The following is a 13,154-nucleotide window of genomic DNA, read 5'->3' on the forward strand; positions in this document are numbered from 1 at the left end:
CAGCCGAGCATGGGCTCGGCCCTAAAGAACCACGCGCGCCTGCAGCGCAATGCGATTGCCTTCGCTGTCGGCGATCTCGGCCACGCGCCAGTCACCGGCATCGGCCGGGCCGAAGCGCAGCTCGGCCCCGGCCTGCAGCGCACGCTCGAGGCTGGCATCCAGGTCATCAACCCCGATGTAGATGCGCGCACCGTGGACGGAGGGCAGATAGTCGGCCCCCCGCACCAGCGCCATGCTGGCACCGGTGGCCTCATCGGCAAACGGCAGGTAAGCCATCCTGCAGTCGTGCAGCAGGATCGGTTCGTCCACCGCCACCTGCAGCCAGTGCTGGTAGAACGTGATGGCCCGGCCCAGGTCAGTGACCGGTATCTCGACGTGCAGGATGGGGTTCATGTCCGCAGGATAACCGGATGCTGACACTGCCTTGCAGGTCCGTACTGGCATGCTGGACCGCCCTTTCCCCGCGGAGTCCTGCATGTCCCTGGCCGATCATCGTGGTGCGCTGGCACCGCTGGGCTTCCTGCGCGTGGCCATCAACCTGGGCAATCCAGTACTGGCGCAGGGGGACGCGCGCTCACCGCGCGGGCCGTCACTGGAACTGGCCACGGCATTGGCGCAGCGCATGGGCGTGCAGGCACGCTTCACCTGCCACGACGCCGCGGCCGCGGTGGTCGCTGCAGCCAGCAAGGATGCCTGGGACCTGGCCTTCCTGGCCATCGATCCGGCGCGCGCCGACCGCATCGCCTTCAGCGCCCCCTATGTGGAGATCGAAGGCACCTACCTGGTGCGCGAGGACAGCCCTGCGCAGCAGGTGGCCGACCTGGACCGCGATGGCCTGCGCATCGCGGTCGGTCGTGGCGCCGCCTACGACCTGTTCCTCAGCCGCGAACTGCGCCACGCCATGATCGAGCGGGCCGAGACGTCGGCCGCTGCCATCACCCTGTTCGATCTGCAGCGCCTGGATGCCGCCGCCGGCGTGCGCCAGCCGCTGGCCGCCTGGGCGCAGGCGCATCCCGGCCACCGCGTGCTGGCCGACCGTTTCACCGTGATCCAGCAGGCGGTCGCGGCGCCGGCCTCGCGCCCGGCCGATGCATTGCAGGCGCTGTTCGAGGAAGTGGAGGCGATCAAGGCAGGCTCGTTGCTGGGCGAAGCCTTCGCCCGTGCCGGGCAGGCGGTTACGTTGGTACGGTGACTGCGGGACACACGCAGTCGGGCATGGCTCGACGCTATAAATGCGCGTCTGCCATGTGCCGGACGTGCTCGGCCGCCTGAGCGTGCAGCCAGTCGCGGAAGGCCAGGAAGCCGCGATGGCGGGCCGAGCGCTGCGGGTAGACCAGCCAATGCGGCCAGGCGGTTTTCAGTCGCAGGCTGGACAGCGCCACCAGTTGGCCCGAATCCAGCAGCAGGCGCGCCCGCGTCACCCGTCCCAGCGCTACGCCCACCCCGTCCAGCGCCGCACGGTGATGCGCCTCCGAATCATCCAGCACCGCCACGAAGCGCGGCGGCGGGTTCTGCCCACTCAGCGCGAACCAGGCGCCCCACGCGCCATCGGGATCCCCCAGCAGCGGCCACTGGTTCAGCGGCACGCGGTCGATCCCTCCCATGCGTTCGATCAGCGCCGGGCTGGCCATCGGCAGCAGCCACTCGTCGAACAGCGGCTCCACCACCAGGCCCGGCCACTGCCCGCTGCCCAGCCGCAGCGCGGCGTCGAACTGGCGCTGTCGCTCGAAGTCAATCAGGCGTTCACTCGACTGCAGGTTGATCTCGATCTGTGGATGCTCGGCAACGAAGTGCCCCAAGCGCGGCACCAGCCACGCCGACGCCATCGACGGTACCGCGCTGATCGTCAGCACGTGCTCGGCGCGTGCGGCATAGGGCTGGAAGGCCTCGTTGATCGCATCCAGATGCGGGCCGACCTGGTCGAGCAGGCGCTGCCCTTCCAGGGTGAGGGTGACGCCGCGTGGCTGGCGGACCAGCAGTGGCTGCCCCAGCCGCTCTTCCAGCTGGCGCATCTGATGGCTGAGCGCACTGACGGTCAGGCTCATCGACGCCGCTGCGCGTGACAGGTTGCCCAGCCGCGCGGCGGCCACGAAGCCCTGCAGGGCGTGAAGGGGCGGACGGGACATCAGGCTTGAATTCCTCTCAAGGCATGCTTGCGGAAATGTCGCTTTTTCCGCGTCCATGCTGCCCGTATCGTGCAATCCACTCAAGTGGAGGGACGCTCATGAACATCTACGGCAGCCTGTTGTTCCTGCAGGGCCACGTGGCCAACGCCGAACTGGCCCGGCAGCTGGCCCGCCCGTCCACCGGCTCCCCCACGGGTGCGCCGCAACCGGCCGCGCCGGTTCAGAAACCGCGTGGCCGTTGAACACGGCTCAACCTGCATACCAACGCTGGACGTGTTCAGGCAGCCATGGCATTGGGTCGATATCCAGCGCCCGGCAACCGTCGAGGGTGTCACGCAGCACGCGCTCGCCGGGGCCACCGGGCATGCGCAGGCCATCCTCTTCCGGTAGCTGCACCGCCGCCCAGTCGTGCAGCCGGTCCATGCGCAGGCGCTGGGCGGCCTGCAGCCAAGCCTTGAGCTGGAAACAGCGATAGCCCTGTGCGCCCAACGCATCAACCGCGAGCGACAACGCCTGGTTGGCACCACGCACCCATTCGGTGCGACCTCCGGCCTTGTCCTGGACCGTCATCGGCGCCGGCGCGCGGTGCGCCTTGAACGGCGAACGCAGCTGCAGCTCCAGATCACGCGCATCGCGCTCGCTCTCCGCTTCCACCAGCGTACCGGCATCAAGGTCGAAGAACTCGAACCAGCGCCGGTGCAATGCGCTGATGCGCCCGAGCGGATCGCGTGAAAAGCCGATCTTCGCGTAGTCCTCCCACGCACAGGGGAAGACGTAGGCGAAGACACGACCGTCGATGCGGATATGCGACTGCATGTGCGCAGGCTGCCTCCACTGCAGCCCGGCCGCAACCGGGCGTTGCGGTGGGCGCCGCAGGGCTTTGGCAGTACGGCTTCATGCAGCCGCTTCGGACTATCCTCGCTGGCTGTCGCTGTCATCACCGCCACCATGCCTGCTCCTGCGCCTGCCCACCTGCCGGTCTCGTCCATCACCCTGGAAGCGGCAACCTTCGCGGTGGTCCACCAGCACAACGCGGACATCGCGCGGCAACCGGCCTCGCTGACCAAGCTGATGACCGCCTACGCCGCTTACGGATGCGTCGAAGAGAACGGTGGCACGTGGGACCAGGCGGTCACCATCGCCGCCGAGGATGTGCTTGCCGTAGCCGATGATGAAACACGCATGGGCCTGGTGCCCGGCGAAACGGTCACGCTGGCGCGCCTGCTGGAAGGGTTGATGATCGTCTCCGGCAATGATGCGGCGCTGGCCATCGCACGCCATCTGGACGGATCACAGCCTGCGTTCCTGGGCCGCATGAACTGGCACGCGCGCCAGCTTGGCCTGCGCAGCACGCGGTTCGCCAGCGTGTCCGGCATCACCACCCCGCACCATGCCTCCAGCGCGCGCGACATGGCGGTACTCGCCGCCTGCCTGCTGAATGACCATCCGCAGATCCTGGCAATCACCGCGCAGCGCACGTTCGCGCATGGCCGCTTCAGCCGCAGCAACCAGAACGCACTGCTTGGCGAAGACGGCGTGGATGGATTGAAGACCGGCTACACCCAGGCCGCAGGCTTCTGCCTGGCCGCCACTGCCTGCCGGGCTGTGCCCGGGCGGAACCTGCCGGTACGCCTGATCACCGTGGTGCTGGGCGCTGAAAGCCGCGACGCACGCGATGCCCTTGTGCGCGAGCGGCTGGCCGCCGGGTTTGCGGCGCTGGCCGACACCACCGCCGACGCCTGAGCGGATCAGCGCCGCTTGACCGTCGCCACGATCAAGCGCTGCAGCTCGGCCTCGGCGCCGACCTTGTCCAGCGCGCCTGCCGCCACGGCTTCGGACAGGGCTTCGGCCGCACCGAGAATCGCCCAGCGTCCGGCCAGGGGGACCGTGCCATCGGCCGCAAACGGGCCCAGCCAGGTGTCGCAGTTGTCGATGAAGTCCTGCTGGTAGCGCCGACGCACTTCATGGAGTTCCGGCGCGCCCACCAGCGCAGCGAGGATGCCCTGCACTTCACTGCCCTGGCTGAGGACGCAGTCGATGTAGCCGGAGGCGATGGCCGCCGCACGATCGGCCAGCTGCGCCCTGGCACGGCCGATACGCTCGTGGAAGACCACCGTCTGCCGCCCGTCATAGTCATCGTAGAGCGCGGCCAGCAGCCCGTTGCGGGTCACGAAGTGATCATAGGCCACCGGTTTGGTCACACCGGCCGCCTCGGCCAGCCGCCCCAGCGTCAATGCGTCGGTGCCTTCGTCGCCGACCAGCGCCCAGGCCACGTCCAGCAACTGGCGGGCGCGTTGCTCGCGGGTCAATCGGCGGCGCGTGGGAGCGGCGTTGGCAGGCATCGGTGGAGCACGGCGGTCAGCGCATCGGAGCACCGATTTTACGGCCGATCGCCAGCGCGGTCTGCAGATGCGCTTCGGCTGCACCGGAATCGGCGTCCAGCAGCAGGTCGGACGACAGCACGCGCGCGCCGCAGTAGTCGAAGATGCCCATGTCGATCTGGGTCTTCATCGCCGCACCGTAGCCGCGCCGTTCGATCATGTCCGCGCCAGCCCCGCCGATGCCGACCAGATGCACGCCCAACCGCTGCAGCTTTTTCTGCACCTTGCCATCGGCGCCGTCCTGGTAGGCCCAGCCCTGGGTGAACACACGATCGATCCAGCCCTTCAGCAGCGCGGGGAAGGACCACCAGTACAGGGGATAGACCAGTACCAGCGTGTCGGCAGCCTGCAGCCGCGCCTGCTCGGCGGCGACGTCAGCCGGAGTTGCGCCGGTGCCACGGAACAGCGCCTGGTCCTGCATGTTGAAGCGCGGATCGAAGCCTTCAGCCATCAGATCGGCGTGGGTCACGCTGTTGGCGGCATCCGACGCGGTGATGGCTTCGCCGATGCGCCTGGCGATGGCATGGGTCAACGCGCCGGGTTCAGGGTGGGCGGTAACGATGAGGGTGTGCATGGGGCATGTCCGGAGTTCACTAACTACCAATAGTAAGTAGTGTCACCCAGGATACCAGCGCCATGCGTGGGACGCTGTTTCCGCATCCACCGTATAGTGCGGCGGTTCCCACTGAGCTGCCCGACGATGCACCGGTATCTGCTTGCCCTTCTGCTGGCCCTGCCGATGGCAATGGACGTTACGCCCGCGCTGGCCGGTGAACTCAGTCCGGAAGACTCGGCCGCATTGCGCAAGGAGGTGCAGGCGATGATGGGCGCCTTCGCCCGTGGCGATACCGAGTTGATCATCGCGCGTACCCATCCCAGCCTGAAGCAGCTGGCCGGTGGCGACGAGGCCTATGCGCGGGCGACCCGCGACACCGTGAAGGCGCTGCGCAGGGCCGGCGTCAGCATCATCAGCGACGAGGCAGGCGTGCCGGGCCGCACCTATGCGGCCGGTGACGAGGAAGTCTGCTTCGTACCGCGCCAGTCACTGCTGCGCGTGCGCGAAGCGCCGATGCGCAGCACGTCATTCATGGTTGCTGTGAGACGCGTCGGTACAACGCAATGGCGCTATCTGGACGGCGCGGCGATGCTGGACAACCCGGCACTGCTGCGGCAACTGCTGCCGGCGCTGGAGCCGGGCGTGACGCTGCCCAGGGGCGGGATGGAAGCGCTGTAGTCGCAGGCGCGCGTCCATCCACGCCCGGGGTGGTCCATTGCAGGCCTGGGCATGTGTCAGCGGAACAGCGCGTTCAACGCCGCGCCCGAAGCCGCCTGCTGCAGGCCATCGAAGCGACCGTCCTGCATGATCGGCTCGATGGCCTGCATCAGCCCACCCCACGCAGCTCGCGCCAGCGCACCGCCCAGGCTGACCCGTCGCACGCCGAGTGCGGCGATGTCCTGCAGGCTCAGCGGTGTCGGTCCACCCACCAGCAGGTTCACCGGCTTCGCCCCCGCAGCGGCAACCACCGCACTGATCTGTTCGGGCGTGCTGATGCCCGGTGCATACAGCACATCGGCACCGGCCTCGGCATAGGCGCGCAGGCGCTGCAGGCTGTCCTGCAGATCCGGCACGCCAACGAAGAAATTCTCGGCCCGCGCGACCAGCAGCACATCGCCCCCCGCGCGGTCGATGGCCGCACGTGCCGCACACAGTCGCTCGACCGCCTGCCCGATCGGCCGCAGCGGCGCATCGGCCACGCCGCTGGCGTCCTCGATCGACAGCGCCGCGATACCGGTGTCGATGGCCGCCGCCACCGCCTCGCCCACTGCCTGTGGCGTGGCGCCGAAGCCATCACCGAAATCGGCGTTCAACGGCAGCGGTGTCGCGGCCGCCATCAGCCGCAGATGTTCCAGTGTGGCCTGCAGCGAAACCGCCCCATCCGGCCGCCCTTCACTCCAGGCGCAGCCGGCACTGGTCGTGGCCAGTGCCTGGAAGCCCTGCCGCTGCAGGTAGCGGGCGCTGCCCACGTCCCACGGATTGGGCAGCACGAAACAACCGCGCGCATGCAGCTGGCGGAAACGCGCGCGCTTGCGCTGGGTGTCGGCATCAAGCGGGGTCATGGCGGGTTCCCGGGCGGCGGACCTGCACCCTAGCCCACGCTGCGGCGGCACTCAATCACGGCGTGGGCCAACGTGCATGAGGTGATGCCGGCTGCTTATTGGACACCACCGTGCACGCTGCCCGAGCGTGCTTGCCTGCCACACAGTGCCCCACGGAGCCCCAGATGCACCCGGACCCGCAGACCCTGATCGACGCCGGCGACGATGACGCCCATTGGGCCGACCTGCTTTCACCCGCGCGCCGTCGCCTGATCGCGTCGGCCGGGCTGGCCGCTGGCGGCCTGGCCAGCGCGTCGGCTGCCACCGCAGCCGCGCGCAGCGACAACGCCGTGAACACCACCGAACCCGGGCGACCCGGCTTCCGCGCCATCGTTCCGCCGGCGCCCGAGGGCCGCAGCCCATGGGGCCAGGCCACGGCCAGCGAGCCTACCCCGCGGCCGGCCAGCGTGCGCCCCGGCGAGGCCACGCTGCCCACCCGGCCACGTGCCTACACCGCCATCAAGAGCTACCACGCCCACATCTACTTCGACGAGGACAGCTTCGAGAAGGCCGCGCTGCTGCGGCGCTGGGCCGCCGAGCGCTTCCCTGTGGAGCTGGGCAACTGGAACCTTGAGCCACGCGGGCCGCACGTCACCCCGTCGTTCTATTTCGGCTTCACCAACGACCTGTTGCCGGTGCTGGTGCCCTGGCTGCAGCTCAACAGCCTGGGCCTGACCATCCTGATCCACCCCAATACCGGCGATGGCCGCGCTGACCATCTGCATTACGCGTTGTGGGTGAACCGCGCGCAGCCGGTCAATGCCTACAACTGGCCGGCGCCGAAGCCCGGGCAGCCGGAACCGCTGGAAGAGGTGTTCCCGAACGTGGTGCCGACGGTGCCGCTGGAGATCTGAGCGGCCGGGTGCCGGACAGCTCCATGTTGGGGCGCAGTGTGCTGCCCACCGAACCCCGTCTCCCCGCATGGCGTGGATGCCGGCATCGTCGGCCTACGTGCACGCATCCCCGTCCAGCACCACGTTCAGCGCGCCTTGATCCAGCGCCCGCCATACGGCCGCAAGCGCTCCGGCAGATTTCAAACATACGATTGAAACGCTGCAAACTTCGCCGAACTGGACAGCATCCGCCGGTTCCGCCAGACTGCCGCCCTTTCCCGTCTTCCGGATCCCATGGCGAAGCTGCTGGTCCTGCACGGCCCCAACCTCAACCTGCTCGGCACCCGCGAGCCGGAGGTCTACGGCCACACCACGCTGGCCGACATCGACCAGGCCCTGGCTGCCCAGGCATCGGCCGCCGGACACACCGTGGAACGCCTGCAGTCCAACGCCGAGCATGTGCTGGTGGACCGCGTGCAGGCTGCGCGCAGCGACGGAACCGCTTTCATCCTGATCAACCCCGCCGCCTTCACCCACACCTCGGTCGCCCTGCGCGATGCGCTGGCGGCGGTGGCGGTGCCGTTCATCGAGATCCACCTGTCCAACCCGCATACCCGTGAGCCGTTCCGCCAGCACAGCTACTTCAGTGACAAGGCAGTGGGCGTGGTATGCGGTTTCGGTGCCGACAGCTACCGCTACGCGATGGACGCGGCGCTGCTGCGCGTGCAGGCGGCCAGCGCGTGAAGATGCCGCCGCGCGTGCTTGCCGGCATCCTGCTGTGGGCCGGTCTGTGCGGCGCCAGTGTCGCTGCCGAGCGCGCGGCCGCGGGCATCGACTGCGCACAGGCAAGCGGCGGCTACGAGCGCGACATGTGCGATTCCGATCGCCTGGATGATGCCGACAGCGCATTGAACGCCGTCTACGCGCAGGCGCGTGGCGAACTGAAGGCGCAGGCAACCGATGGCAGCTGCAGCCGCTGCGCGGCGGCCGAACAGCAGCTGGTGAAGGCCCAGCGCATCTGGATCACCTTGCGCGATGCAGATTGCGAGGCGGTGTATGCCTTCAATGCAGACGGCACCTCGCGCAACCCCGCGAAGATGCAATGCCTGATCACCCAGACGCGCGACCGTACGCGGCAGCTGCGCGAGTTCTACGAACTGCTTTGAACCGAGTGCAACCGCACTCTCCACCACACTGACATCACGAGCAAAGAGGCCACCATGGATCTCCGCAAAATCAAGAAGCTGATCGACCTGCTGGAAGAGTCGAACCTGGCTGAAATCGAAATCAAGGAAGGCGAAGAGTCGGTGCGCCTGTCGCGCGCCCCGGTGGCCGGCTATGCCGCCCCGGTCGCCGCGCCGGTGTATGCCGCTCCGGCCGCCCCGGCGCCGCAGGCGATGCCGATGCAGTCGCCGACCGAAGCCTCCACCGGCGGCAGCGCCAAGCCGGGCCCGGCACTGCCGGAAGGCCACGTGCTGCGCTCGCCGATGGTCGGCACCTTCTACGCCTCGTCCGCCCCGGACAAGCCGGCCTTCGTCACCGTGGGCCAGCAGGTCAAGGAAGGCGAAACCCTGGCCATCATCGAAGCGATGAAGATGTTCAACCCGATCGAAGCCGACACCTCCGGCACCATCGTTGCCATCCTCGGCGAGAACGGCCAGCCGGTGGAATTCGACCAGCCGCTGTTCGTGATCGGCTGAGGGGCGCGCCATGCTCGACAAAGTCGTCATCGCCAACCGAGGGGAGATCGCGCTGCGCATCCTGCGCGCGTGCCATACCCTCGGCATCCGCACGGTGGCCGTGCACTCCACGGTCGACCGCAACCTCAAGCACGTGGCCATGGCCGACGAGTCGGTCTGCATCGGTCCGGCGCCGTCGCCGCAGAGCTACCTCAACATCCCGGCCCTGATCGCGGCGGCGGAAGTCACCGATGCCCAGGCCATCCACCCGGGCTACGGCTTCCTGTCGGAGAACGCCGACTTCGCCGAACGCGTGGAAGAATCCGGCTTCATCTTCATCGGCCCCAAGGCCGACACCATCCGCATGATGGGTGACAAGGTCGAAGCCATCCGCGCGATGAAGGCCGCGGGCGTACCGTGCGTGCCCGGCTCGGGCGGCCCGCTCGGCGAGGACATCGTCGCCAACACCAAGATCGCCCGCGAGATCGGTTACCCGGTCATCATCAAGGCGGCCGGCGGTGGCGGTGGTCGCGGCATGCGCGTGGTGCACGCCGAAGCGTCGCTGAAGACCTCGATCGAAACCACCAAGAGCGAGGCCAAGGCCGCGTTCGGCAATGGCGAGGTCTACATGGAGAAGTTCCTGGAGAATCCGCGCCACGTGGAAATCCAGGTGCTGGCCGATGGACAGGGCAATGCCATCCACCTCGGTGAGCGCGACTGCTCGATGCAGCGCCGCCACCAGAAGGTGGTGGAAGAGGCACCGGCGCCGGGCATCACCGCCGAGCAGCGCGAGCAGATCGGCAAGGTCTGCGTGGAAGCCTGCATCCGCATCGGCTACCGCGGCGCGGGCACGTTCGAGTTCCTGTACGAGGACGGCCGCTTCTACTTCATCGAGATGAACACCCGCATCCAGGTGGAGCATCCGGTCACCGAAATGGTCACCGGCATCGACCTGGTGGCCGAGCAGCTGAAGATCGCCGCCGGCCAGAAGCTGTCGATCAAGCAGAGCGACGTGGTGCTGACCGGCCATGCCATCGAGTGCCGCATCAACGCTGAAGATGCTGAAACCTTCGTGCCGAGCCCGGGCACCATCACCGGCTTCCATCCGCCGGGTGGCCCCGGCGTGCGCGTGGACACCCACATCTACAGTGGCTACCGCGTGCCGTCGAACTACGACTCGATGATCGGCAAGCTGATCGTGCACGGCCCGGACCGCGAAACCGCCATTGCCCGCATGCGGGTGGCACTGAGCGAAATGGTGGTCGATGGCATCAAGACCAACATCGCCCTGCAGCAGCGGATCATGCGTGACAAGGGCTTCCAGGCCGGTGGCCAGAACATCCACTACCTGGAAAAGCGCCTGGCCGAGCGCAAGAACAAGCCGATTGCATTGACCTGATCGGCGCCAGGTGCTGGACATGAAAAGGGCGGGGATCTCCCCGCCCTTTTCTGTTCCTGTAGAGCCGGGCCCATGCTCGGCTTGCCGCCAAGCACAGCCGAGCATGGGCTCGGCTCCACAGCGAGCACGTCAGCGCTTGTCGGCCACGTCGGCCGGAATCTGCGAATGGGCCAGCGGCCGCACGCCATTGGGCGAGGTCGGATCGACGATCACCATGGTTTCGGTCGAACCATCGGGCCACACCACCTGGAAGGTGCTGCCGGCCGGCAGTGAAGCGAATGGCATGCCACTCTGCGCGCGGTAGACCGCAGCGACCTGGCTGGCACCGGCGCGGCGCACGTCTTCCTGCGCCTTCACCGTGGTCAGCTCCACCTTCGACAGATGCCGGTAGCGGTCCTCGTAGGTATCGATCATCAGCAGGCCAACCGCCCCAGCCGAGTAGGCCACGAACAGCGCCACCCAGAACCAGAACTTGGCCCCATGCAGGAATCGACGGTAATTCATCGCCCGTCCCTCTTTCCAACCAATCGCTTGATCCATTCCTTCATTTTCCCAGCACCTTGCCGCGATACCGCAGCGTCATACACGAAATCCCGGAAATCCTGCGCTCCATCCTGCGAACAGATCCCTCCGTTCGCACAAAAATTGTTGACCAGCACGCTGTCCGCTCCACAGGCCAGGCCGAGTTCACAGGCCGCAAGCCGCCATGCAAGTTCACTGAGCTGCTCGCCCGCCACCAGCCCGTCAAGCGCGCGGTCACCGGCCGCACGCACGCCCATGCCTGGCGCGATGGCCATGTAGGCCTCGGGGTCGCGCGAGGTACGCACGCGCTCGACCAGGTCGCGGCGGTACTCGGCACTGTCATGCAAGGGCTCGCCCTCGGCGAACAGCGACGCTTCCGCGGCCAGGTTGCCCTGCGCGGCCGCCTTGCGGCGTTCGGCCAGCACCAGCGCCGCGCCCAGCTTGTCGCCCGGCACGAAACCGCCACACCGCTGTGCCACCCGCTCGCGTGCCTCGATCATCGCCGGCGCCGCAGTCAGGCCCAACCCGCTCAGTACGTTGTTGTCCAGGCGGTAGCCACCCGGATCCAGTGCGTACTGCGCGCAATAGTCATAGACGCGGCTGAGCATCCAGCGCGCCTCGTGATTGCCGTTGTCGGCCTGTGCGCGCAGGCGCTGGGCGTAGGCATACAGGTCGCTGGCGTCTTCGATGTCGGCGCGCAGGTCCAGCGGCAGGCCCGACGGCAGCGTGTTGCCGCGCTCGAAAGCCGCCAGCCGACGCGCCAATGCTTCCGGCACCACCGGCAGCGGCGCTCCGCCGTCACGGCTGGCCATGACCAGCGGCAGGTCCGGCGACGCCGACGTCGACGCCACGCCCGCGGCATGGCCGCTGGCCCGATACCCGGCCACGCCCAGCACGGCCACCGCCGGCAGCACGAGCAACCAGGTTTTCAGGGTCGGAGCGAAGGCCATCGGCGGTGGTGAGCGTTCACGGCACACAGGAAAGCGCCGAGTTTAGCAAGGCCCGGCAGGCCTGTCTGAACTGCCCCCATTCATCTCAAAGCGGCATCTCAGGCAATACGGAGACGCCCCGATGGTCTAGCATTGCCCCCTTTCCCGCGACTGTCCCCACCGCCATGCCGTTCCTGGAACTGACCCTGCGCTGCACCGAAGCCACCCAGCCCCGCTATGAAAATGCGCTGGAGGACGTCGGCGCACTGGCCGTGACCCTGCTTGATGCCGAAGCCGACACCAGCAACGAACAGGCCATCCTCGAACCCGGCGTGGGTGAAACGCCGCTGTGGGACACCCTGGTGCTGAGCGCGCTGTTCCCCGCCGACAGCAATGCGCTGCTGCTGCTGGCCGCCCTGGAATCCTTCGACCCGGAACTGGACTGGAGCAATGGCAGCTTCCGCGCCATCGAAGACGAAGACTGGGAGCGCGCATGGCTGGACCAGTTCCAGCCGATGGATTTCGGCAGCCGCACCTGGATCGTGCCGTGGAACCATGAACTGCCGGACGCTGCACAGGCCGCCGATGCCGCCGTGGTGCGGCTGGACCCGGGCCTGGCCTTCGGCTCGGGCACCCATCCGACCACCGCCCTGTGCCTGCGCTGGCTGGACCAGCTGGCCGTGGACGGCCAGCTGCAGGGCCAGCGCGTGCTCGACTTCGGCTGCGGCTCGGGCATCCTCGCGCTGGCCGCGCTGAAGCTGGGCGCCGCCGAAGCGATCGGCGTGGACAACGACCCGCAGGCGCTGGTCGCCACCGCCGACAATGCCGAGCGCAATGGCGAGCAGGCCCGCATGCAGGTGTACCTGCCGCAGGACGAACCGGTCGCCACCTACCCGATCGTGGTCGCCAACATCCTTGCCTCGGCGCTGGATGCGCTGGCCGAGCTGCTGGCCGCACGCGTCGCCGCCGGCGGTCGCATCGCCCTGTCGGGCATCCTGCAGGGCCAGGAAGGCGAACTGCTGCAGCGTTATGCCGCGTGGTTCGACGATCTGCAGGCCACCCAGGATGGCGACTGGTTGCGCATCACCGGCACGCGCCGCGCCTGATCGTGATTGAATGACCGCTGGA

At 68.1% G+C, this 13,154-nt stretch carries 18 protein-coding genes; 10 read left to right on the forward strand and 8 right to left on the reverse strand.

All coding sequences use genetic code 11. The features are described 5' to 3' along the window. Positions 1-21 precede the first annotated feature (21 nt). The gene (locus AC5P7A_RS09400; RefSeq protein WP_014648601.1) at positions 22-393 is read right to left on the reverse strand and encodes a VOC family protein; all 372 of its coding nucleotides are present in this window, start codon (positions 391-393) and stop codon (positions 22-24) included. Positions 394-475: 82 nt separating this feature from the next. Between AC5P7A_RS09400 and AC5P7A_RS09405 the strand changes: the two genes are divergently transcribed. Next, on the forward strand, positions 476-1,192 hold the full coding sequence (locus tag AC5P7A_RS09405) for a transporter substrate-binding domain-containing protein (RefSeq protein ID WP_014648602.1): 717 nt from the start codon (positions 476-478) through the stop codon (positions 1,190-1,192). A 34-nt stretch (positions 1,193-1,226) separates the two neighbouring features. On the opposite strand, the gene AC5P7A_RS09410 is transcribed toward AC5P7A_RS09405, so the two are convergent. After that, entirely contained in the window at positions 1,227-2,126 is a 900-nt protein-coding gene (locus AC5P7A_RS09410) for a LysR substrate-binding domain-containing protein (RefSeq protein WP_032959086.1), read from the reverse strand. A gap of 98 nt (positions 2,127-2,224) precedes the next feature. Between AC5P7A_RS09410 and AC5P7A_RS09415 the strand changes: the two genes are divergently transcribed. Beyond that, on the forward strand, positions 2,225-2,368 hold the full coding sequence (locus AC5P7A_RS09415) for a hypothetical protein (protein WP_167692587.1): 144 nt from the start codon (positions 2,225-2,227) through the stop codon (positions 2,366-2,368). 7 nt (positions 2,369-2,375) lie between these two features. Here the strand turns inward: AC5P7A_RS09415 and AC5P7A_RS09420 are convergent, their stop codons facing one another. Continuing rightward, entirely contained in the window at positions 2,376-2,942 is a 567-nt protein-coding gene (locus tag AC5P7A_RS09420; protein WP_049439308.1) for a GIY-YIG nuclease family protein, read from the reverse strand. Between the two features lie 132 nt (positions 2,943-3,074). Here AC5P7A_RS09420 and AC5P7A_RS09425 point away from each other — a divergent pair, with 132 nt between their 5' ends. Then, positions 3,075-3,869, forward strand: coding sequence for a D-alanyl-D-alanine carboxypeptidase family protein (locus AC5P7A_RS09425; protein WP_126411422.1), 795 nt, complete (start codon positions 3,075-3,077; stop codon positions 3,867-3,869). A gap of 5 nt (positions 3,870-3,874) precedes the next feature. Here the strand turns inward: AC5P7A_RS09425 and AC5P7A_RS09430 are convergent, their stop codons facing one another. Both AC5P7A_RS09430 and AC5P7A_RS09435 read right to left on the reverse strand, forming a co-directional pair. After that, on the reverse strand, positions 3,875-4,468 hold the full coding sequence (locus AC5P7A_RS09430) for a TetR/AcrR family transcriptional regulator (RefSeq protein WP_049439310.1): 594 nt from the start codon (positions 4,466-4,468) through the stop codon (positions 3,875-3,877). A 16-nt stretch (positions 4,469-4,484) separates the two neighbouring features. Further along, positions 4,485-5,081 carry an NAD(P)H-dependent oxidoreductase gene (locus AC5P7A_RS09435; RefSeq protein ID WP_049407909.1) on the reverse strand — a complete coding sequence of 199 codons (597 nt, stop codon included), beginning with the start codon at positions 5,079-5,081 and terminating at the stop codon, positions 4,485-4,487. Positions 5,082-5,207: 126 nt separating this feature from the next. On the opposite strand from AC5P7A_RS09435, the gene AC5P7A_RS09440 reads away from it, so the two are divergent. Continuing rightward, a complete protein-coding gene (locus AC5P7A_RS09440) occupies positions 5,208-5,741 on the forward strand; it encodes a hypothetical protein (protein ID WP_014648608.1) in 534 nt (177 codons plus the stop codon). A gap of 56 nt (positions 5,742-5,797) precedes the next feature. Here AC5P7A_RS09440 and AC5P7A_RS09445 read toward each other — a convergent pair whose 3' ends face one another. Then, complete coding sequence (locus AC5P7A_RS09445; protein ID WP_495220082.1) at positions 5,798-6,625, reverse strand: isocitrate lyase/PEP mutase family protein; 828 nt, start codon at positions 6,623-6,625, stop codon at positions 5,798-5,800. Positions 6,626-6,789: 164 nt separating this feature from the next. On the opposite strand from AC5P7A_RS09445, the gene AC5P7A_RS09450 reads away from it, so the two are divergent. The 5 genes from AC5P7A_RS09450 (at position 6,790) to accC (ending at position 10,575) form a co-directional block, all read left to right on the forward strand. Further along, positions 6,790-7,518, forward strand: coding sequence for a DOPA 4,5-dioxygenase family protein (locus AC5P7A_RS09450; protein WP_014648610.1), 729 nt, complete (start codon positions 6,790-6,792; stop codon positions 7,516-7,518). A gap of 273 nt (positions 7,519-7,791) precedes the next feature. After that, positions 7,792-8,241: a type II 3-dehydroquinate dehydratase gene (gene aroQ, locus AC5P7A_RS09455; RefSeq protein ID WP_032959080.1), complete on the forward strand. Its 450-nt coding sequence runs from the start codon at positions 7,792-7,794 to the stop codon at positions 8,239-8,241. Next, on the forward strand, positions 8,238-8,663 hold the full coding sequence (locus AC5P7A_RS09460) for a lysozyme inhibitor LprI family protein (protein ID WP_032959079.1): 426 nt from the start codon (positions 8,238-8,240) through the stop codon (positions 8,661-8,663). The genes aroQ and AC5P7A_RS09460 overlap by 4 nt, the downstream gene beginning before the upstream one ends. 54 nt (positions 8,664-8,717) lie before the next feature. Next, positions 8,718-9,197, forward strand: a complete 480-nt coding sequence (gene accB, locus AC5P7A_RS09465) for an acetyl-CoA carboxylase biotin carboxyl carrier protein (protein WP_005419696.1) — start codon at positions 8,718-8,720, stop codon at positions 9,195-9,197. A gap of 10 nt (positions 9,198-9,207) precedes the next feature. Next, a complete protein-coding gene (gene accC / locus AC5P7A_RS09470; protein WP_014648613.1) occupies positions 9,208-10,575 on the forward strand; it encodes an acetyl-CoA carboxylase biotin carboxylase subunit in 1,368 nt (455 codons plus the stop codon). A gap of 129 nt (positions 10,576-10,704) precedes the next feature. Here accC and AC5P7A_RS09475 read toward each other — a convergent pair whose 3' ends face one another. Together AC5P7A_RS09475 and AC5P7A_RS09480 are read right to left on the reverse strand one after the other, a co-directional pair. Beyond that, the gene (locus AC5P7A_RS09475; RefSeq protein ID WP_032959077.1) at positions 10,705-11,079 is read right to left on the reverse strand and encodes a hypothetical protein; all 375 of its coding nucleotides are present in this window, start codon (positions 11,077-11,079) and stop codon (positions 10,705-10,707) included. Further along, positions 11,076-12,047: a hypothetical protein gene (locus tag AC5P7A_RS09480; protein ID WP_126411424.1), complete on the reverse strand. Its 972-nt coding sequence runs from the start codon at positions 12,045-12,047 to the stop codon at positions 11,076-11,078. The genes AC5P7A_RS09475 and AC5P7A_RS09480 overlap by 4 nt, the downstream gene beginning before the upstream one ends. Before the next feature lie 164 nt (positions 12,048-12,211). On the opposite strand from AC5P7A_RS09480, the gene prmA reads away from it, so the two are divergent. After that, on the forward strand, positions 12,212-13,132 hold the full coding sequence (prmA, locus tag AC5P7A_RS09485; protein ID WP_346601332.1) for a 50S ribosomal protein L11 methyltransferase: 921 nt from the start codon (positions 12,212-12,214) through the stop codon (positions 13,130-13,132). Positions 13,133-13,154: the final 22 nt, after the last annotated feature.

It is taken from the genome of Stenotrophomonas sp. YJH_SMC_65 (genome assembly GCF_059369475.1).

Coding starts and splice junctions, on each gene's coding strand:
- AC5P7A_RS09415 (WP_167692587.1), top strand. CDS start 2,225: ATGAACATCTACGGCAGCCTGTTGTTCCTGCAGGGCCACGTGGCCAAC.
- AC5P7A_RS09440 (WP_014648608.1), top strand. CDS start 5,208: ATGCACCGGTATCTGCTTGCCCTTCTGCTGGCCCTGCCGATGGCAATG.
- AC5P7A_RS09475 (WP_032959077.1), bottom strand. CDS start 11,079: ATGAATTACCGTCGATTCCTGCATGGGGCCAAGTTCTGGTTCTGGGTG.
- AC5P7A_RS09430 (WP_049439310.1), bottom strand. CDS start 4,468: ATGCCTGCCAACGCCGCTCCCACGCGCCGCCGATTGACCCGCGAGCAA.
- AC5P7A_RS09450 (WP_014648610.1), top strand. CDS start 6,790: ATGCACCCGGACCCGCAGACCCTGATCGACGCCGGCGACGATGACGCC.
- accB (WP_005419696.1), top strand. CDS start 8,718: ATGGATCTCCGCAAAATCAAGAAGCTGATCGACCTGCTGGAAGAGTCG.
- AC5P7A_RS09410 (WP_032959086.1), bottom strand. CDS start 2,126: ATGTCCCGTCCGCCCCTTCACGCCCTGCAGGGCTTCGTGGCCGCCGCG.
- AC5P7A_RS09420 (WP_049439308.1), bottom strand. CDS start 2,942: ATGCAGTCGCATATCCGCATCGACGGTCGTGTCTTCGCCTACGTCTTC.
- AC5P7A_RS09400 (WP_014648601.1), bottom strand. CDS start 393: ATGAACCCCATCCTGCACGTCGAGATACCGGTCACTGACCTGGGCCGG.
- AC5P7A_RS09445 (WP_495220082.1), bottom strand. CDS start 6,625: ATGACCCCGCTTGATGCCGACACCCAGCGCAAGCGCGCGCGTTTCCGC.
- AC5P7A_RS09425 (WP_126411422.1), top strand. CDS start 3,075: ATGCCTGCTCCTGCGCCTGCCCACCTGCCGGTCTCGTCCATCACCCTG.
- AC5P7A_RS09405 (WP_014648602.1), top strand. CDS start 476: ATGTCCCTGGCCGATCATCGTGGTGCGCTGGCACCGCTGGGCTTCCTG.
- AC5P7A_RS09435 (WP_049407909.1), bottom strand. CDS start 5,081: ATGCACACCCTCATCGTTACCGCCCACCCTGAACCCGGCGCGTTGACC.
- aroQ (WP_032959080.1), top strand. CDS start 7,792: ATGGCGAAGCTGCTGGTCCTGCACGGCCCCAACCTCAACCTGCTCGGC.
- prmA (WP_346601332.1), top strand. CDS start 12,212: ATGCCGTTCCTGGAACTGACCCTGCGCTGCACCGAAGCCACCCAGCCC.
- AC5P7A_RS09480 (WP_126411424.1), bottom strand. CDS start 12,047: ATGGCCTTCGCTCCGACCCTGAAAACCTGGTTGCTCGTGCTGCCGGCG.
- accC (WP_014648613.1), top strand. CDS start 9,208: ATGCTCGACAAAGTCGTCATCGCCAACCGAGGGGAGATCGCGCTGCGC.